The 18,184-nt window shown below is 61.7% G+C and carries 17 protein-coding genes; 9 read left to right on the top strand and 8 right to left on the bottom strand.

From position 1 onward, the window contains the following. Positions 1 to 6: 6 nt before the first annotated feature. The 7 genes from M2497_RS14260 to M2497_RS14230 all read left to right on the top strand — a co-directional run bounded on the left by M2497_RS14260 (position 7) and on the right by M2497_RS14230 (position 10,511). Positions 7 to 1,581 carry an ABC transporter ATP-binding protein gene (locus M2497_RS14260; RefSeq protein ID WP_248488055.1) on the top strand — a complete coding sequence of 525 codons (1,575 nt, stop codon included), beginning with the start codon at positions 7 to 9 and terminating at the stop codon, positions 1,579 to 1,581. Continuing rightward, on the top strand, positions 1,578 to 2,972 hold the full coding sequence (locus M2497_RS14255; protein WP_248488054.1) for a sigma 54-interacting transcriptional regulator: 1,395 nt from the start codon (positions 1,578 to 1,580) through the stop codon (positions 2,970 to 2,972). The genes M2497_RS14260 and M2497_RS14255 overlap by 4 nt, the downstream gene beginning before the upstream one ends. A gap of 295 nt (positions 2,973 to 3,267) precedes the next feature. After that, positions 3,268 to 4,659 carry a GntP family permease gene (locus tag M2497_RS14250; RefSeq protein WP_248488053.1) on the top strand — a complete coding sequence of 464 codons (1,392 nt, stop codon included), beginning with the start codon at positions 3,268 to 3,270 and terminating at the stop codon, positions 4,657 to 4,659. A 7-nt stretch (positions 4,660 to 4,666) separates the two neighbouring features. After that, entirely contained in the window at positions 4,667 to 5,440 is a 774-nt protein-coding gene (locus tag M2497_RS14245; RefSeq protein ID WP_248488052.1) for a 3-hydroxybutyrate dehydrogenase, read from the top strand. Positions 5,441 to 5,602: 162 nt separating this feature from the next. After that, positions 5,603 to 7,561: an acetoacetate--CoA ligase gene (locus tag M2497_RS14240; protein ID WP_248488051.1), complete on the top strand. Its 1,959-nt coding sequence runs from the start codon at positions 5,603 to 5,605 to the stop codon at positions 7,559 to 7,561. Positions 7,562 to 7,696: 135 nt separating this feature from the next. Next, a complete protein-coding gene (locus tag M2497_RS14235) occupies positions 7,697 to 10,192 on the top strand; it encodes a PAS domain-containing sensor histidine kinase (protein ID WP_248488050.1) in 2,496 nt (831 codons plus the stop codon). Positions 10,193 to 10,235: 43 nt separating this feature from the next. Next, a complete protein-coding gene (locus tag M2497_RS14230) occupies positions 10,236 to 10,511 on the top strand; it encodes a peptidylprolyl isomerase (RefSeq protein WP_003174397.1) in 276 nt (91 codons plus the stop codon). A gap of 109 nt (positions 10,512 to 10,620) precedes the next feature. On the opposite strand, the gene M2497_RS14225 is transcribed toward M2497_RS14230, so the two are convergent. The 8 genes from M2497_RS14225 to M2497_RS14190 form a co-directional block, all read right to left on the bottom strand. Next, positions 10,621 to 11,529: a sugar kinase gene (locus tag M2497_RS14225; protein WP_248488049.1), complete on the bottom strand. Its 909-nt coding sequence runs from the start codon at positions 11,527 to 11,529 to the stop codon at positions 10,621 to 10,623. A 117-nt stretch (positions 11,530 to 11,646) separates the two neighbouring features. After that, entirely contained in the window at positions 11,647 to 12,855 is a 1,209-nt protein-coding gene (locus tag M2497_RS14220) for an amino acid deaminase (protein ID WP_248488048.1), read from the bottom strand. A gap of 9 nt (positions 12,856 to 12,864) precedes the next feature. Next, positions 12,865 to 13,629, bottom strand: a complete 765-nt coding sequence (locus M2497_RS14215) for an IclR family transcriptional regulator (RefSeq protein WP_248488047.1) — start codon at positions 13,627 to 13,629, stop codon at positions 12,865 to 12,867. 166 nt (positions 13,630 to 13,795) lie between these two features. Further along, positions 13,796 to 14,185, bottom strand: a complete 390-nt coding sequence (locus M2497_RS14210; RefSeq protein ID WP_010210958.1) for a RidA family protein — start codon at positions 14,183 to 14,185, stop codon at positions 13,796 to 13,798. A gap of 15 nt (positions 14,186 to 14,200) precedes the next feature. After that, the gene (locus M2497_RS14205; protein WP_248488046.1) at positions 14,201 to 14,983 is read right to left on the bottom strand and encodes an amino acid ABC transporter ATP-binding protein; all 783 of its coding nucleotides are present in this window, start codon (positions 14,981 to 14,983) and stop codon (positions 14,201 to 14,203) included. Then, positions 14,980 to 15,642: an amino acid ABC transporter permease gene (locus M2497_RS14200; protein WP_016976586.1), complete on the bottom strand. Its 663-nt coding sequence runs from the start codon at positions 15,640 to 15,642 to the stop codon at positions 14,980 to 14,982. Before M2497_RS14200 ends, M2497_RS14205 begins: the two co-directional genes overlap by 4 nt. 11 nt (positions 15,643 to 15,653) lie before the next feature. Beyond that, on the bottom strand, positions 15,654 to 16,316 hold the full coding sequence (locus tag M2497_RS14195) for an amino acid ABC transporter permease (RefSeq protein ID WP_025857547.1): 663 nt from the start codon (positions 16,314 to 16,316) through the stop codon (positions 15,654 to 15,656). 51 nt (positions 16,317 to 16,367) lie between these two features. Continuing rightward, positions 16,368 to 17,216 carry a transporter substrate-binding domain-containing protein gene (locus tag M2497_RS14190; protein ID WP_159957483.1) on the bottom strand — a complete coding sequence of 283 codons (849 nt, stop codon included), beginning with the start codon at positions 17,214 to 17,216 and terminating at the stop codon, positions 16,368 to 16,370. A 332-nt stretch (positions 17,217 to 17,548) separates the two neighbouring features. On the opposite strand from M2497_RS14190, the gene M2497_RS14185 reads away from it, so the two are divergent. Next, complete coding sequence (locus tag M2497_RS14185; protein WP_248488045.1) at positions 17,549 to 17,797, top strand: hypothetical protein; 249 nt, start codon at positions 17,549 to 17,551, stop codon at positions 17,795 to 17,797. Between the two features lie 67 nt (positions 17,798 to 17,864). Then, positions 17,865 to 18,179: a thioredoxin domain-containing protein gene (locus tag M2497_RS14180; RefSeq protein ID WP_248488044.1), complete on the top strand. Its 315-nt coding sequence runs from the start codon at positions 17,865 to 17,867 to the stop codon at positions 18,177 to 18,179. The last annotated feature ends 5 nt before the right edge of the window (positions 18,180 to 18,184 follow it).

Raw genomic sequence — 18,184 nt, 5'->3', positions numbered from 1 at the left:
CTGCCTATGAACCTGATCGAAATCCGCGACCTCAGCGTCGCGTTCAGCGGCCAGACCGTGGTGCGCAACCTGTGCCTGGATGTGCGCCCCGGCGAGTGCCTGGCACTGGTAGGCGAGTCGGGCTCGGGCAAGTCGGTGACGGCCCACTCGATCCTGCAACTGCTGCCCGAGGCCGGCACTAAAACCACCGGTTCCATCAAGTACCGTGGCCAGGAACTGGTCGGCGCTTCGACCGCCAATTTGCAGAAGCTGCGCGGCAACCGCATTGCCATGATCTTCCAGGAGCCAATGACCTCGCTCAACCCGCTGCACAGCATCGAAAAGCAGATCGGCGAAACCCTGCTGCTGCACAAGGGCTTGGGCGGCAAGGCGGCGCAGGCGCGCATCCTCGAATTGCTCGAACTGGTGGGCATCCAGAAGCCTCAGGAGCGGCTCAAAGCCTATCCGCACCAGCTCTCCGGTGGCCAGCGCCAGCGGGTGATGATCGCCATGGCCCTGGCCTGCGAGCCGGAACTGCTGATCGCCGACGAACCCACCACAGCGCTGGACGTAACCGTGCAGCGCAAGATCCTGCTGCTGCTCAAGTCCTTGCAACAACGTCTGGGCATGTCCCTGCTGCTGATCAGCCACGACCTCAACCTGGTGCGCAGCATTGCCCAGCGCGTGTGTGTGATGCGTGCCGGTGAAATCGTCGAGCAGGCCGACTGCCAGACACTGTTCAACGCGCCTCAACACCCCTACAGCCGCCTGCTGCTGGATGCAGAACCGGCCGGCGATGCACTGTGCAGCGATGCACGCGAGACGGTGTTGCAGGTGGATGACCTGACCGTGCAATTCCCCCTTGGCGGCGGGTTGTACCGGCGCAAAACGTATTTACGTGCGGTGGATGGCATCAGCCTGAGCGTGCAGCGCGGCAAGACCCTGGGGATTGTCGGCGAGTCCGGCTCGGGCAAGTCCACCCTGGGCCAGGCGATCCTGCGCCTGCTGGACTCCAGCGGCAGCATCCGCTTCCAGGGTGAAGCCCTCGACCCGCTGAACCACCAGCAGATGCGCCCGTGGCGCAAGCAAATGCAGGTGGTGTTCCAGGACCCTTACGGCAGCCTCAGCCCACGCATGACCGTGGAGCAGATCATCAGCGAAGGCCTGGAGGTTCACGCACCGTGCAGCCTGGCCGACCGCGACGCGCAGGTGGTGCAGGTGCTCAAGGACGTGGGCCTCGATCCCGCCAGCCGCCATCGCTACCCCCACGAATTTTCCGGCGGCCAGCGCCAACGCATCGCCATCGCCCGCGCCCTGGTGCTCAAACCGGCGCTGATGTTGCTCGACGAACCGACCTCAGCCCTCGACCGCACTGTGCAGAAACAAGTGGTGGCGTTGCTGCGTGAGTTGCAGGAGAAATACGGCCTGACCTACCTGTTTATCAGCCATGACCTGGCGGTGGTGCGTGCGATGGCCCACGACATGATTGTGGTCAAGGACGGCAAGGTGGTGGAGGCCGGCGTGAGCCATCAGGTGTTTGATGCTCCGCAGCATCCGTACACCAAGGAATTGCTGGCGGCCGCCTGCGGGCTGTCGTCATGAGTACCAGCCTGACGGATTACCAACAGGTTCGCGGCCTGGCCATCCAGTCGCTGTTCGAGATCATCGAGCAGTCCAGCGAAGGCACGGTGATTGTCGACCGCGACGCAAATATCGTGTGGATGAACGAGCGCTACGCCAGGCGTTTTGGCCTCAAAAGCGCCGACGAAGCCATCGGCCAGCCGTGCGAGCAGGTGATTTCCAACAGCTTGCTGCGCCAGGTGGTACGCAATGACCAGCCCATATTGCTGGACATCCAGGACACGCCCAAAGGCCCGTTGGTGGTGATGCGCTTGCCGATCCACAACGACGCCGGCGCGGTGATCGGTGCGATCGGCTTTGCCTTGTTTGATGAGCTGCGCAACCTGTCGCCGCTGATCGAACGCTACCTGAGCATGCAGCAGGAGTTGGCGTCGACGCGCTCCCTGCTGCGTTCGCGGCAGAGCAAATACAACTTCGCGCATTTTATCGGCACCAGCGCCGCCAGCCTCGAAGTGAAACGCCGCGCGCGGCGCAGTGCCAGCGCTGAATCGCCGGTGTTGCTGCTGGGCGAAACCGGTACCGGCAAGGAGTTGTTGGCCCAGGCGATTCACGGCGCCTCCACCCGTGCGCACAAGGCGTTTGTCAGCGTCAACAGCGCGGCGATTCCGGCTGACCTGCTCGAAGCCGAGTTCTTCGGCACCGCACCGGGCGCGTTTACCGGCGCCGACCGCAAAGGCCGCCCCGGTAAATTCCAGATTGCCCAGGGCGGCACGCTGTTCCTCGACGAAATCGGCGACATGCCCCTGCCCTTGCAAAGCAAACTGCTGCGGGTGTTGCAGGAAAAGGAATTCGAACCGGTCGGTTCCAACGAGATGCTGCACAGCGATGTACGGGTGATCGCCGCCACGTCCATGGACCTGGAGGCGGCGATCAAGCGCGGCGAATTCCGCGCGGATTTGTATTACAGGCTGAATGTGCTGCCGATCCAGGTGCCGCCGTTGCGTGAGCGGCTTGAAGATATTCCGGCGTTGAGCGAGGCGATTCTGGAGGAACTGCGCAGCCAGCATGAGCTGGACCGTGAAGCCCTGGCGTTGCTGGCCCAGCATGCGTGGCCAGGGAATATCCGCGAACTGCGCAACGTACTTGAGCGGGCGGCGTTGTTGAGTGATGACCTTGTGTTGAATGCCGGGGAGATTCGCGCCGCGATCGGCACCTTCACCCCCGTGGCGCGTGGCAGTGCCGTCGCGACGGTCGAGGGTGAAAGCTTCAGTGCGGCGCGGGAGCGGTTTGATCGGCAGATCATCGCGGCGGCATTGAGCGCGTGCGAGGGGAATGTGGTGGAAGCGGCCAAGCGACTGGGGCTTGGGCGGTCGACGCTGTACAAGAAGATGGTGGCGTTGGGCATCGACTGATCTCAAAATGGAGACGCAGCTCTCAATATAGAGATAACCCAATGTGAGAGGGGGCTTGCCCCCGATGGCAGTGTGTCAGTCAACTCATAGGTGACTGAAGTACCGCTATGGGGGGCAAGCCCCCTCCCACATTGGTTTATCATTTGTCTCAAAATAGAGACAATATTCGGAACATCCAACCACAACCTATAAATTATTCATAAATTTCAATAAGTTAAGAACATGGCACATATCTCGCTATAGCCCTCTCCTAAAGCAACACCCCACAAAAATAACAATCCGATGGAGACACACCATGAGTGTGATCATTGCCCTGGCAGCCCTCGCGCTGCTGATGCTGGCTGCCTACCGTGGCTATAGCGTTATCCTGTTTGCCCCCATTGCCGCCCTCGGCGCTGTCCTGCTCACCGACCCGTCCGCCGTCGCCCCTGCGTTTACCGGGGTGTTCATGGAGAAAATGGTCGGTTTTATCAAACTGTATTTCCCGGTGTTCCTGCTGGGCGCGGTGTTCGGCAAGCTGATCGAGCTGTCAGGCTTTTCGCGCTCTATCGTGGCCGCGGCCATTCGTTTGCTTGGCACACGCCAGGCGATGCTGGTAATCGTGCTGGTCTGCGCCCTGCTCACCTACGGCGGCGTGTCGCTGTTCGTGGTGGTGTTTGCGGTGTATCCATTTGCAGCGGAGATGTTCCGCCAGAGCAATATCCCCAAGCGCCTGATCCCGGCGACCATCGCCCTCGGCGCGTTCTCGTTCACCATGGACGCCTTGCCCGGCACGCCGCAGATCCAGAACATCATCCCCAGCACCTTCTTCAACACCACCGCCTGGGCCGCGCCGTGGCTGGGCTTGATCGGCACGATTTTCGTGTTCTGCGCCGGCATGCTCTACCTGGCGCGCCAGCGCAACAAGGCGCAACTTGCCGGTGAAGGCTATGGCACGGAGCTGCGCAACGAGCCGGAAACCGCCGAGAACCTGACCCTGCCCAACCCCTGGATCGCGCTGTCGCCGCTGATCCTGGTGGGCGTGATGAACCTGCTGTTCACTCACTGGATCCCGCAGTGGTACGGCAAGACCCACAGCCTCAGCCTGCCGGGCATGAGCACGCCGGTGACCACCGAAATCGCCAAGCTCACCGCGATCTGGGCGGTACAGGCGGCGTTGCTGGTGGGGATTATCGTGGTGCTGGTGTTCGGCTTCTCGGCGATCAAGAGCAAGCTGGCCGAAGGCAGCAAAAGTGCGGTCAGCGGTGCGCTGCTGGCGGCGATGAATACCGCCTCGGAATATGGTTTTGGTGCCGTGATCGCCTCGCTGCCGGGCTTTCTGGTGCTGGCTGACTGGCTCAAGAGCATTCCCAACCCGCTGGTCAATGAAGCGATCACCGTGACCCTGCTGGCCGGTATCACCGGCTCCGCGTCGGGCGGCATGAGCATCGCCCTCGCGGCCATGTCCGAAAGCTTTATTTCGGCGGCCCATGCGGCCAATATCCCCCTTGAAGTGCTGCACCGCGTCGCGGCCATGGCCAGCGGCGGCATGGACACCCTGCCCCACAACGGCGCGGTGATCACGCTGCTGGCGGTCACCGGCCTGACGCACCGCGAAGCCTACAAGGACATTTTCGGTATCACGATCATCAAGACCCTCGCGGTGTTCGTGGTGATCGGTACTTTCTACGCCACCGGCATTGTGTGAGGTTTGCATGACGACATTGAACGGCAAGACCGCCCTGGTCACCGGCTCCACCAGCGGCATCGGCCTGGGCATCGCCCTGAGCCTGGCCAAGGCTGGCGCCAACCTGATCCTCAATGGCTTCGGCGACGCCAGCGCGGTGATCACCCAGGTACAGGCGTTCGGCGGCAAGGTCGGCCACCACCCGGCCGACGTCAGCGACCCGGCGCAGATCGCCGACATGCTCGCCTACGCCGAGCGTGAATTCGGCGGCGTCGACATCCTGGTCAACAACGCCGGTATCCAGCACGTGGCGGCGGTGGAAGACTTCCCCGTCGAGCGCTGGGACTCGATCATCGCGATCAACCTGTCCTCGGTGTTCCACAGCACGCGCTTGAGCCTGCCGGGCATGAAGGCCAAGGGCTGGGGGCGTATCGTCAACATCGCCTCGGTGCATGGCCAGGTGGGTTCGGTGGGCAAGGCTGCGTATGTGGCGGCCAAGCATGGCGTGATCGGGTTGACCAAGGTGGTCGGCCTGGAAACCGCCACCAGCAATGTCACCTGCAACGCCATCTGCCCGGGCTGGGTGCTGACGCCGCTGGTGCAGAAGCAGATCGATGATCGCGCCGCCACTGGCGTCGACCCGCAGCAGGCGCAGCACGACCTGCTGGCGGAGAAGCAGCCGTCGCTGGAGTTTGTGACGCCGCCGCAGTTGGGTGAGCTGGTGCTGTTCTTGTGCAGCGAAGCCGGCAGCCAGGTACGCGGTGCCGCATGGAATATCGACGGCGGCTGGCTGGCCCAGTAACAGCGGACACTGGCGTTCAAAATGTGGGAGGGGGCTTGCCCCCGATAGCGGTGGGTCAGTCACCCCATGTATCAATTGGCACTCCCTCATCGGGGGCAAGCCCCCTCCCACATTTGAACTGTATTGTGTGGAAGACCTAGATAAGAACAAGAGACCTTGCTGATGTCCGACATTCTCTGGCAACCCTCCCCGGAACGCATCGCCAACACGCGCATGGACCAGTTCCGGCGCCACATCAACAAGCGTTACAGCGTGCAGCTTGGCGACTACCCGGCGCTGCACCAGTGGAGCATCGACCAACGCCCGGATTTCTGGCGGGCGATCGTTGACTATTTCGACGTGCAGTTGCGCAGCCCGCCCACCGCGGTGCTGATCGAAGACGCCGAGATGCCCAGCGCCCACTGGTTTCCCGGCGCGACGCTGAATTTTGCCGAACACCTGCTGCGCCGGCGTGATGATCACGTCGCCGTGGTGGCTATCGCAGAAGACGGCCAGCGCGAGCAACTGACCTATGCCGAGCTGGCCGCCCACGTCGCCGGCCTGCAACGCAGCCTGCGCGCTGCCGGCGTGACCCAGGGCGACCGCGTCGCCGCGTGCATGCCCAACACCTGGCAAACCCTGGTGGGCATGCTCGCCACCACCAGCCTCGGGGCGATCTGGTCGTGCTCATCACCGGACTTCGGCACCCAGGGCGTGATCGACCGCTTCGGCCAGATCGAACCCAAGGTGCTTATCACCTGCGCCGGCTACCGCTATGCTGGCAAAGACATCGACCAGACCACCAAACTCAATGAAATTCTCGCGCGCCTGCCGTCCTTGGAGCAGTTGATCATCGTGCCGTATGCGCGCCCCCAGGCCAGGATCGAGGACTATCAGACCCACGCCCGCGTCGCGCTGTGGCAAGACGTCTACCAACCCGGCGGCGAGCCTGAATTCGTCGCGGTACCGTTCGATCATCCGCTGTACATCCTCTACTCCAGTGGCACCACCGGCGTGCCCAAGTGCATCATCCACGGCACCGGTGGCGTGTTGCTCACCCACCTCAAGGAACACGGCCTGCACGCCGACCTGTCCCGCGAGGACTGCCTGTTCTACTACACCACCTGCGGCTGGATGATGTGGAACTGGCTGGTGTCGGTCTTGGCCCTCGGCGCCACGGCGGTGCTGTATGACGGCTCACCGTTTCACCCCGGCCCCGAGCGCTTGATCGACCTGATCGATGCGGAAAAAATCAGCGTGTTCGGCACCAGCCCCAAGTTTCTCGCCACGTTGGAAAAGGCCGGATTGCGGCCGCGCTTGAGCCACGACCTGGGCAGCCTCAAAGGGCTGATTTCCACCGGTTCGCCGCTGTCACCGCAGAGCTACGACTACGTGTACCGCGAGATCAAGGATGAGCTATGCCTATCGTCCATGTCCGGCGGCACCGATATCGTCTCCTGCTTTGTGATCGGCAACCCGGTGCTGCCGGTACGGCGCGGTGAAATGCAGTGCAAGAGCCTGGCGATGGCTATAGAAGTCTGGGACGACCAGGGCCGGCCGCTGGTCGGCGAAAAAGGCGAGCTGGTGTGCACGCGGCACTTCCCGGCGATGCCCATCGGCCTGTGGAACGACCCGGACCGCCAGAAGCTGCGCGCCTCGTATTTCAGCCAGTTTCCCGGCGTGTGGGCCCAGGGTGACTATGCCGAGCAACGCCCGAATGGCAGCCTGCTGATCCACGGGCGCTCCGACGCCGTGCTCAACCCCGGCGGTGTGCGTATCGGCACTGCCGAGATCTACCGCCAGGTGGAAAAAGTCCCACAAGTGCTGGAAAGCCTGGCCATCGGCCAACGCTGGCAGGACGACGTGCGCGTGGTGCTGTTCGTGCGCCTCAATGACGGTATCGAACTGGACGAATACCTCGAACAGCAGATCCGCCAGGTGATCCGTGCCAACACCACACCGCGCCATGTGCCGGCGAAGATCCTCGCTGTCACCGATATCCCCCGCACCATCAGCGGCAAGATCGTCGAATTGGCAGTGCGCAATGTGGTGCACGGCGAGCCAGTGAAGAACACCGATGCCCTGGCCAACCCCCAGGCCCTTGATCAGTTCCGCAATCGCCCGGAACTGGCGCAAGGATGAAAGGTTTCAGCGCTGACGTACTCATTTGAAGACAAACCCCCAATGCATGCTATTTTTCGGGGGTAGTCACCCATCGCCGACTGACGGGATAATGGGTGTTGTCATTTTTCAAAGCGTTACGCTCAGGGCTTTTTCATGATTGGAACATCCGCCGGCAGCGAAGCCGCCGCATTGATTGCGCGGCTGGACTGGGCGCAAAGCCCTCTCGGTGAGGCCAAAGATTGGCCGCAAAGCCTGCGCACGGCGGTCGATATCGTCGTGCACTCGCCGATGCCGATGCTCCTGCTGTGGGGCAACCAGCTCACGCAACTCTACAACGACGGTTTCGCCCAACTGGCGGGCAACAAGCACCCCGAGGCCATGGGCCAGCCGGCGCACCAGACCTGGCCGGAGCTTGAGAGCTTTACCGCGCCGATCTACGACGCCGTGCTCAGCGGCCAGGTGCGCACCTTCAGCGAGCAGCGCTTCGTACTGCAACGCCACAATCGCGACACGGAAATCTGGCTGGACCTCACCTACAGCCCGATCCGCGATGAAACCGGCAGCGTGGCCGGCATCCTGGTCACCGCCATCGAAACCAACGAACGGCGCAAGGCCCAGCACAACACCGAGCAACGCCTGCAACTGGCACTGGCGGCCACCGACGCCGTCGGCACCTGGGACTGGGACATTGGCGAAGACCGTTTTATCGCCGACACGCACTTCGCCTACCTGCACGGTGTCGACCCCAGCGATGCAAGCCGGTTGCCGATCAGCGCCTACCTGCAAGGCGTGCACCCGGATGACCGTGGCATGGTGGCGCGCAGCATCAAGCATTGCATCACTTTCGGCACCGAATACGCCGAGGAATACCGCCTGCTGCAAGCCGATGGCCAACTGCGCTGGGTGTTTGCCCGCGGGCGCTGCTACAAGGACCATCAAGGCCGCCCGGCGCGCTTCCTCGGCGCCGCGCTGGACCTGACCGAGCGTAAACACACCGAGCAGGCGTTGCGCCAAAGCCAGACCGAACTGCAGTTGATCATCAACGCCATGCCGGTACTGATCGGTTATGTCGACCATGAACAGCGCTTTCGCCTGAACAACAGTGCGTACCTGGAGTGGTACGGCATGACGCCCCAGGAACTGTACGGCAAGACCATTCGCGAAGTGCTCGGCGACGAGGTGTACGCCGGGCGTGAAGACAAGATCGCCGCTGCGCTCAAGGGCAAGGCCTGCAGCTTCATGACCATTACGCCGCACCAGGATGGTCGACCACGCCATGCCCTGATGAAGTACCTGCCACGCTTCAGCAATGACGGTTCGGTGAATGGTTTCTACATCTTTGTAATCGATGAAACCGAACGCAAGCTCACCGAAGAAGCCCTGCGTCACCTCAATGAAAACCTCGAAGAACGTGTGGCCCAGCGTACCCAGGCGCTGGCCGAGGCCAACCAGCGCCTGCAGAACGAGATGTTCGAACGCGAACGCGCCGAAGATGCATTGCGCCACGCACAGAAGATGGAAGCCGTGGGCCAGCTCACCGGCGGCATCGCCCATGACTTCAACAACATGCTCACCGGCATCATCGGCAGCCTGGACCTGATGCAGCGCTACATCGCCGCCGGGCGCAGTGACGAGATCGGGCGCTTCACTGATGCCGCCGTGTCCTCCGCCCACCGTGCGGCCGCCCTCACCCACCGCTTGCTGGCGTTCTCGCGGCGTCAGTCGCTGGACCGCCGCCCGCTCGACCCCAACCAGTTGGTGGCCTCTCTTGAAGAGTTGTTCCGCCGTACCAAAGGCGCGCATATCAGCCTCAAGGTGCAGCTCGGCCATGACATCTGGCCGGTGAACACCGACGCCAGCCAACTGGAAAACGCCCTGCTCAACCTGGTGATCAACGCCCGCGACGCGATGCCCGATGGCGGTGAACTGCTGATCGAAACCGCCAACAGTTACCTGGACGGCACCGACATCACCACCCTGGAACCGGTCAAGGCCGGTGACTACGTGATGCTCGGCGTGTGCGACAACGGCACCGGCATGGCCCCGAAAATCCTCGCCAAGGCGTTCGACCCGTTCTTCACCACCAAACCCATCGGCCAGGGCACGGGTCTAGGGCTGTCAATGATCTACGGCTTTGCCCAGCAGTCCGGTGGGCATGTGACCATCCACAGCGAACCGGGCCAGGGCACCTGCGTGCGCCTGTATTTGCCGCGCCTGCACGGCACCTCCCTGGAAAGCAGCTTGCCCGCCAGCCACAGTGAAGCGCCGGTGGCCCTGGCCGGTGAAGCCGTGGTGGTGGTCGAAGATGACCCGGCAGTGCGCATGCTGGTGGTCAATGTGCTCGATGAACTGGGCTACACGGCGCACCAGGCGGGCGACGCTCGGGCCGCACTGCCGCTGCTGGAGTCGGATCTGCGCGTGGACCTGCTGGTGACTGACGTCGGCCTGCCAGGCATGAATGGCCGGCAGCTTGCGGAAATCGCCCGCCAGCACCGGCCGGGGCTGAAGGTACTGTTCATGACCGGTTATGCGGAAAAAGCCGCCGAGCGCCAGGGCTTCCTCGAAGACGGCATGGACATGGTGGCCAAGCCGTTTTCCATCGAGCTGCTGGCGACAAAAATCCGCAGCATGATCAACGCCAACGAATGAGTTCAGGCATAATCGCGCGCCGTCGCACACCTGGTAGAGATCAATGAAAGCCCAAGCCCGTCATATCCTGGTGAAAACCAGCGAAGAAGCCGAACAGCTCAAACAGCGCATCGCCAAGGGCGAGGCGTTTGATGTGCTGGCCAAGAAGTACTCCACTTGCCCCTCGGGCAAACGTGGCGGCGACTTGGGCGAAGTGCGGCCCGGGCAGATGGTGGGGGCGATTGATGCGGTGATCTTCAAGAAACCGGTGAAGGTGGTTCACGGGCCGATCAAGAGCAAGTTCGGGTATCACCTGGTGCAGGTGTTTTACCGGGATTGATGGGTTGGCTGCAGACCGCTATCGGGGGCAAGCCCCCTCCCACATTTGAATAGGTTCACAAATCAAACTGTGGGAGGGGGCTTGCCCCCGATCCGCCGCAGGCGGCCATTCACCCCCGGGGAATCAGCGCCCCCGGCACCTGGATAACCCGACTGGCCAACCGATGCCCAGCCAATGCAGCCTGCTCCGGCGAGCTTCCCTTGAGCCGCCCGGCCAGGTACGCCGCACTGAACGAATCCCCCGCCGCCGTCGTGTCCACCACCTTTTCCACCTTGATCGCCGGCACGCAAAAGCGCTCGCCGTTGCAGCGGATCAGGCACGCATCCGCGCCACGCTTGAGCACCACCTCTTCAATCCCCGGATACGCCGCGAACACCTGCTCGCTGTCGGCATACCCAAACAGCGCACGCTCGTCGTCCTCGGTGAGCAAGGCGATATCCACTTCGGCCAGGACACGCTCATACGCAGCACGCGCCGCCTCGACGCTCGCCCACAATCGCGGCCGGTAGTTGTTGTCGAACACCACCTTGCCGCCACGTCGGCGGGTTTCGATCAGGGTTTGCAGCAAGCGTTCGCGGCCGACTTCACCCAGTACGGCCAAGGTGATACCGCTGAAATACACCACGTCATAGCCCGGCAGCGCGGCCAGGATCGGCTCGGCTGCCGGCGTGGTGAAGCAGTCGCGCACGGCGGCTTCGTTGCGCCAATACAGGAATTTGCGCTCGCCATTGGCGTCGGTCTGGATGCAGTACAACCCCGGCAGACGTCCAGGCAGGCGCTGGACCCTGCCCAAGCCCAACCCTTCGTCGATCCACTGCTGGCACATGGCGTCACTGAAACTGTCATCCCCCAGGGCGGTGACATAGTCAACGCTGCCGATGTCGCCCAGCTCGCGGCGCAGGTACACCGCCGTGTTCAGGGTATCGCCGCCGAAGCTTTGGTGCAGGCTGCCATCGGCGCGGTGTTGCAGTTCGATCATGCATTCGCCGATCAGGGCAATGCGGGGTTGGGTACTCATAGTGATGGTCTCGGGTGTGGCTGATGGCCTCATCGGGGGCAAGCCCCCTCCCACAGTTTGATGTGTGAACCTATTCAAATGTGGGAGGGGGCTTGCCCCCGATAGGATCGACGCGGTCTAGAAGCAGGTAGGCAGGGACTCGATCACCTGCAATTTTTCATCCACCAGGCAACCGACCTGCCACTTGTCGAAGGTCAGGCAAGGGTGCGAGGTGCCGAACGAGATGATGTCGCCAATCCGCAACTCAACCCCCGGCGCCACCGTCATGAACGCATGCTGGTCCATCACCGCCGTAACCTTGCAGCCACTCACGTCATCGCCTTCGGCCGGCACAATACCCGCCTTGTAGCGCTTGAGCGGCACCGGCAGACCGGCGTCGTAGGCCACGTCACGCTTGCCCAGGGCGATCACCGCAAAGCCCGGCTCGGGCAACGATTGCACATGCGCCCAGACTTCCAGGGCCGGGCGCAGGCCTTCGTTGAGGTCACTGCGGCGGTCGAGCACGCAGCATTGCGCATCTTTATAGATGCCATGGTCATGGGCCACGTAGCTGCCGGGGCGCAGCACACTGAGGAAGCGGCCGGCGGCGTTCTGTTGTTCGAACGACTCGGCGATCAGGTCGTACCAGGCCGAACCCGACGCGGTGACGATGGGCTTGGGCAGGTCGAAAGAGCCGTTGTTCTGCAAATCCACCGCCAGGCGCACCAGGCTGGCGGCGAAATCGCGGATGCCGCTGATGGCATGCTCGCCGTGGATCACGCCCTCATAGCCTTCGATACCGGTGAGAGCCAGGGCCGGCTGGGCCTTGATCGCCTTGGCCAGCTCGCGCACTTCCTGCTCGCTGCGGCAACCGCAACGGCCGCCGACCACGCCGTACTCGATCATCACATTCAGGCGCAGGCCACGGGCGGCGAAGAACAGGCCCAGGTCAGCGACGTTGTCCGGGTGATCGACCATGCAGTGGAAGTCGAAGTCCTTGTCGGCCAGCAGGTCAGCGATCAATGCCATGTTCGGCGCGCCCACCAGTTGGTTGGCCATCAACACGCGGCGCACGCCACCGGCATACGCGGCGCGGGTCTGCACAGCGTTGGCCAGAGTGATGCCCCAGGCGCCCGCCGCGATCTGGCGCTGGAACAGCGCCGGCATCATGCTGGTCTTGCCATGGGGCGCGAGCTGCGCGCCGCTCTTGCTGACGAAGTCCTGCATCCAACGGATGTTGTGTTCCAGCGCGTCACGGTGCAGCACCAGGGCCGGCAGGCTGACGTCACGGACCAGATGGGCACCGACAGCGGCGGCGCCTTTTTCAACGGCATTGATGGCAGACATGAAATGCTCCTATTCGTTGATGCGACGAGCCAGGTTGTTGGCGCTTTCGATCAACACCCGGCGATAGTCGTTGTAATTTTTGATCGCGTCGGCGCGCGGGGCGACGATGCACAAAGTCGCAATGCTGATGCCTTGCGCGTCCCGCACCGGGGCGGCAAAGCAATGGGTAAAGGTGTCGGCCACACTGTCGAAGGAAAAGAAGCCATCGAGGGTGGCCTGACGGATTTGCGACAGGAAGGTATCCAGCGGCAGGCGCTGGCCATCCGGCAGGATGAAGTCGTCGTGGTCGATCAGGTCGACGATCTGCTGGTCGCTCAAGTGCCCCAGCAACAGGCGCCCGGAGGCAGTCCAGGGGATTGGCGCGTTTTCGCCGATATCCGAAGAAATGCGGAAATGCCGCTCGCCCTCGCGCATCAGCGCCACCGTGTATTTGCGCCCGTTGAGCAGGCACATCTGCGCGGTTTCGCGGGTCTGGCTGACGATCTCCTGCAAGGCGTGATCGGCCTCGCGGGTCAAGTCGAAATGACGCAGGTGCGCCTGGCCCAGGAAGTACAGCTGGCGGCCGAGGTAGACGTGACCGTCCTTGCCCACCGTTTCCAAAATACGACGTTCAAGCAGTGACGCGACCAATTCGTAGACGGTGGATTTGGGGCTGCCGATGCCGCTGGCAATATCATTCGGGCGCAGGGGCTGGCCGATTTCCTTGAGGAAATCGAGGATATCGAATGCCCGGTCCAGGCCTTTGGCGCGGCGTTTGATGGTGTCTTCGGTCATGGCAGCCTTCGATTCCTGTAAAAATGCTGTGATCTGCGCAGATCCTTGTGGGAGGGGGCTTGCCCCGATAGCGGCGAGCCAGTGACCTGTGCTTGTGCTGACACACCTTCATCGGGGGCAAGCCCCCTCCCACATTGGATTTTCCGTGGTTTCAAGAATGGGGCATTTAGCCCTTTTTCTTGTAGGCCACGCAATCGATCTCCACCTTGCAGTCGACCATCATGTTCGCCTGCACACAGGCCCGCGCCGGGGCATGTTCCGGGGTGAAGTATTCGCCGAACACTTTGTTGAAACTCCAGAAGTCCCGTGGGTCTTCCAGCCATACGCCGACGCGGACCACATCTTTCAATTCGTAGCCAGCCTCTTCGAGGATCGCCACCACGTTGCGCATGGTCTGCCGGGTTTGCTCAATGATGCCGCCAGTGATGATTTCGCCATCCACCGCAGGCACCTGGCCCGAGACGTACAACCAACCATCCGCTTCCACGGCGCGGGCGAAAGGACGGGGCTGACCACCGCCGGCAGTACTGCCGGCACCGTAACGAGTAATGCTCATAAAAAAGGCTCCTGATTAAAAACGAATGTTCTTGAGAAATTCCGCCAGGCGCGGCGATTGCGGGCGTTCGAAGATATCCTTCGAGGTGCCCTGCTCTTCAATGCGCCCTTGGTTCATAAATACGATCTTGTCCGATACCTCATAGGCAAAGCGCATTTCGTGGGTGACCAGCAACATGGTCATGCCCTCTTCCGCCAGGCCCTTGATCACACTGAGCACTTCACCCACCAGTTCCGGGTCGAGGGCCGAAGTGACTTCGTCAAACAGCATCAGGCTGGGGTTCATGGCAATCGCACGGGCAATCGCCACACGCTGTTGCTGGCCGCCGGACAACTGGCCGGGAAAGTGATTACGACGCTCCAGAAGTCCTACACGGTCCAACCATTTTTCCGCCAATGCTACCGCCTCGTCCTTAGGCATTTTCTTAACTTTCAATAAGCCCAGGGTCACGTTCTGCAACGCGGTCAAATGCGGGAACAGGTTGAATTGCTGGAACGCCATGCCGGTCATTGCACGGTGCTGGGCAATCACGCGCTCGGGATGACGCACGCGCTTGCCATCGATGTCGCGGTAGCCGATGGACTCGCCGTCCAGGGTGATCTGCCCGCCCTGGAACTCTTCCAGCAGGTTGACGCAGCGCAACAGGGTGGTCTTGCCCGAGCCGCTGGAGCCGATCAGGGTCACCACGTTGCCGCGCTGCATGGACAGGTCGACGCCCTTGAGCACTTCCACCTGGCCGTACTGCTTGCGCAGGCCACGGATGTCCAGCAACGGTGGGTTGGTTTGAGGTTGGTTCATGGCAAGGCCACCCGCTTTTCAATATAGCGCCCGAATAACTCGATGGCGTAGTTGATGACAAAGAACATAAAGCCTGCGAACAGGTAGAACTCCAGGGTCATGAAGGTGCGTGCGATCACTTGCTGGGTGCTCAACAGCAATTCGGCCACGCCGATCACCGACAGCAAGGTCGAGGCCTTGACGATTTCCGTGGAGGAATTGACCCAGGTCGGCAGGATCTGGCGCAACGCCTGGGGCAACAGCACGTAGCCCAGGGACTGGTAGAACGTCAGGCCGATGGCCTTGCCCGCTTCCAGTTGCCCACGGGGAATCGCCTGCAGCGCACCGCGCACGATCTCCGAAACGTGGGAGCCGCAGAACAGCGTCAACCCGACCGCACCGGCCTGGAACGCGGTGATCTGCCAACCGAGCGCCGGCAGCATGTAGAAGCACGCCAATACCAGCACAAACACCGGCGTACCGCGGATCAGGTCGACGTACAGCCGGAACGGCGCCCGCATCCAGAATTTGCCGTAGGTCAGGATCAACCCGGCGACGATACCGATCAGGGTACCGAAGATAATCGCCAGCGCGGACACATAAACACTGGCTTGAAAGCCCGCCCAGAGGGTATCCCGGGCGATCCACAACTCATGCAACCAGCTGGGGGATTCGTACATGGAAACCTTCCTTAACGACGGATCGCCAGACGCTGCTCCAGGTAACGGAGCAGCATGGCAATGAGGTAACAGGCGGCCACGTAGAGCGCGGTCGTGACCAACCAGGTTTCGATCACCCGGTAGCTTTCGACGTTGATCTTGCGGGCGTAATAGGTCAGCTCCGGCACCGCGATGGCGGCGGCGAGCGAGGTGTCCTTGAACAGCGAAATGAAGTTGTTCGACAGCGCGGGCAGCACATTGCGCAGCATCACCGGCACGGTGATGTAGGCGCGGATACGCCACTCACCCAGGCCGATGGCCAGCCCGGCTTCACGCAAGCCCTTGGGAATATTCAGCAGCCCGGCGCGGAACACTTCGGTCAGATAAGCCCCGGCGTACAACGACAAGGTGATGATGAACGACGGGATCTTGTCCAGGCGGATGCCCAGGCTGGGCAAGGCGAAGTAGATCAACAGGATCAACACCAGGATCGGCGTATTGCGGATAACCGTCACATACACCGAGGCCAGCACGCGCAGTGCCTTGTGTTTCGACAGCATGGCAAATGCCATCATCAAGCCGATCACGCAGCCAATCGCAATCGACAGCAGCGCCAGCTCGAGGCCCAGGCCGAGCCCCGCCAGCAAGCTGGGGAAGTCGCGCCACACGGCGGCAAAGTTCAACTGATAGTTCATGGTCAGCAGTACCTGATTGGGGCGCCGTCAGCGACGCCCCAGGTTTTCGATTTACTTGAACTCAACCGGGAAGCCGATCGCAGGTTCCGGCAGGTCCACGCCGAACCATTGCTTGAACGAGGCCTTGTAGGTCGGGAACTCCACGCCGGTCATGGCTTCATGCAGCGCGGTGTTGACGAAGTTCAGCCAGTCCTGGTCGCCACGCTTGACGGCGCACGCGTAGGTCTGTGGGCTCCAAGCGTACGTCGGGCTGCGGTAGCGGCCTGGGTTCTGCACCATCAGGTATTTGACCGAAGACTGGTCGGTGGCGGCGGCATCGGCGCGACCAGAATTCACGGCCTGGTACATCAGGTCGACGCTGTCGTACTGGTCGACCTTGGCCTTGGGCAGCGCCTGGTGCACCAGTTCTTCGGCGTAGACGTTTTGCAGCACGGCCACGGTGACGCTGTCGCCGGCGGCCTGCAGGTCTTCGATTTCCTTGTACTTGCTGTTGTTCGGCAGCAGCAGGCCCACGCCTTCGCGGTAGTACGGCAGGGTGAAGGCCACCTGCTGCGCGCGGCTGGCGGTGACGGTGATGAACTGGCAACTCATGTCGACCTTGTCGGTGAGCAGGTTGGGGATGCGCGCGTCAGAGGACTGCACCACGAACTCGACCTTGCTCGGGTCGTTGAACAAACCCTTGGCCACGATGCGGCCGATGTCGATATCAAACCCCTGCAACTTGCCATCCGCTCCCTGGAAGTGCCACGGCGCATTGGTACTGCCTGTACCCACGATCAGGTGCCCACGCTTGAGCACATCATCGAGCTTGCTGTCCGCCGCCTGCACTACGCTTGCGAGGGAAGCCGATGCGGCGAAGAGAAAAACACACGCTTTGAACACGGAAGGTCGGTGATGCATGACAAGCACTCCAGGGGTTGTGTATTCCGCTATACCGGAACTTAGTATGTAACAACGGAATAGACAGCAGAAAGTGTGCCACACGCGGTAACGGAAAAACACGACATGAATAAATCTGTTTTAGATCAAATAGATAAAAGATGATTCGTGACAAGGTGCTAACCAACACTTGAAATCACTTTGCTACGCAAGGCCCCACACAGCGGTGACAGGCCCCACTGGCGTGCGACATAGCGGCGTTACCGCGCACCGTTGCAGTGCGCCGGTTGCGTGGAAAAATCCCCACGCTGGGCTAGCCTTGGCACATTCATTCCAACAAGGACTCCACCCTGATGACGTTTCGCCTCACCCTGGTTTTGCTGTCCTTTCTGGTGGCCGGCAACGCTCTGGCCAGTAACGACCGCCGCGAATGCAAGGCAGAGCTGCGTAAGCTCAACGAAGCCTTGAGCACCAATTACACCAGCCAGAACCACCATGGCTACCGCCAGGCAAAGGCCTCAAGGGATAACCTGGAATACAAGAAATGCGCGAGCCAGGCGCGTAAAGCCCGTGAACGCTTGGAGCGTGACAGGGACCTGTGAAGGTTGACAGTAGACGACTGACGCCTCCGGACTTAGCGTGAGCTAGGTTTCTGACTGGAGAACGTCAATGAGCTATTTCAATGCGGTTATCGAGAACAAAGAAGCTTTTGAACAAGCTCTGGATACACCGCTCACCGTGTTTGCCCTGTTCGCCTCCGAAGGCTGTCACGCATGCAATGTGACCCTGCCGTGGTTCGTAGAAATCACCAAAGCGCACCAGGGAAAAATCAAGGTATTGATCCTCGACTGCGCGAATACGCCCAGACACCCCAAGGTCGTGCGTATTCCAACGCTACTTATCTACCAACAAGGTCAGTTGATGTCGACCCTTGAAGGGGTTACCGAGTCGGCTCTGCTCCAGGCACTCGCAGAGTTTGCTTGATCAAC

It is taken from the genome of Pseudomonas sp. CYM-20-01 (assembly GCF_023169845.1).
Classification (GTDB): Bacteria; Pseudomonadota; Gammaproteobacteria; order Pseudomonadales; family Pseudomonadaceae; genus Aquipseudomonas; species Aquipseudomonas azotoformans.
This window is presented reverse-complemented; position numbering and strand designations above follow the sequence as displayed.

Coding starts and splice junctions, on each gene's coding strand:
- M2497_RS14220 (WP_248488048.1), bottom strand. CDS start 12,855: ATGTCTGCCATCAATGCCGTTGAAAAAGGCGCCGCCGCTGTCGGTGCC.
- M2497_RS14180 (WP_248488044.1), top strand. CDS start 17,865: ATGAGCTATTTCAATGCGGTTATCGAGAACAAAGAAGCTTTTGAACAA.
- M2497_RS14235 (WP_248488050.1), top strand. CDS start 7,697: ATGATTGGAACATCCGCCGGCAGCGAAGCCGCCGCATTGATTGCGCGG.
- M2497_RS14200 (WP_016976586.1), bottom strand. CDS start 15,642: ATGTACGAATCCCCCAGCTGGTTGCATGAGTTGTGGATCGCCCGGGAT.
- M2497_RS14250 (WP_248488053.1), top strand. CDS start 3,268: ATGAGTGTGATCATTGCCCTGGCAGCCCTCGCGCTGCTGATGCTGGCT.
- M2497_RS14230 (WP_003174397.1), top strand. CDS start 10,236: ATGAAAGCCCAAGCCCGTCATATCCTGGTGAAAACCAGCGAAGAAGCC.
- M2497_RS14255 (WP_248488054.1), top strand. CDS start 1,578: ATGAGTACCAGCCTGACGGATTACCAACAGGTTCGCGGCCTGGCCATC.
- M2497_RS14215 (WP_248488047.1), bottom strand. CDS start 13,629: ATGACCGAAGACACCATCAAACGCCGCGCCAAAGGCCTGGACCGGGCA.
- M2497_RS14205 (WP_248488046.1), bottom strand. CDS start 14,983: ATGAACCAACCTCAAACCAACCCACCGTTGCTGGACATCCGTGGCCTG.
- M2497_RS14210 (WP_010210958.1), bottom strand. CDS start 14,185: ATGAGCATTACTCGTTACGGTGCCGGCAGTACTGCCGGCGGTGGTCAG.
- M2497_RS14195 (WP_025857547.1), bottom strand. CDS start 16,316: ATGAACTATCAGTTGAACTTTGCCGCCGTGTGGCGCGACTTCCCCAGC.
- M2497_RS14260 (WP_248488055.1), top strand. CDS start 7: ATGAACCTGATCGAAATCCGCGACCTCAGCGTCGCGTTCAGCGGCCAG.
- M2497_RS14225 (WP_248488049.1), bottom strand. CDS start 11,529: ATGAGTACCCAACCCCGCATTGCCCTGATCGGCGAATGCATGATCGAA.
- M2497_RS14240 (WP_248488051.1), top strand. CDS start 5,603: ATGTCCGACATTCTCTGGCAACCCTCCCCGGAACGCATCGCCAACACG.
- M2497_RS14185 (WP_248488045.1), top strand. CDS start 17,549: ATGACGTTTCGCCTCACCCTGGTTTTGCTGTCCTTTCTGGTGGCCGGC.
- M2497_RS14245 (WP_248488052.1), top strand. CDS start 4,667: ATGACGACATTGAACGGCAAGACCGCCCTGGTCACCGGCTCCACCAGC.
- M2497_RS14190 (WP_159957483.1), bottom strand. CDS start 17,216: ATGCATCACCGACCTTCCGTGTTCAAAGCGTGTGTTTTTCTCTTCGCC.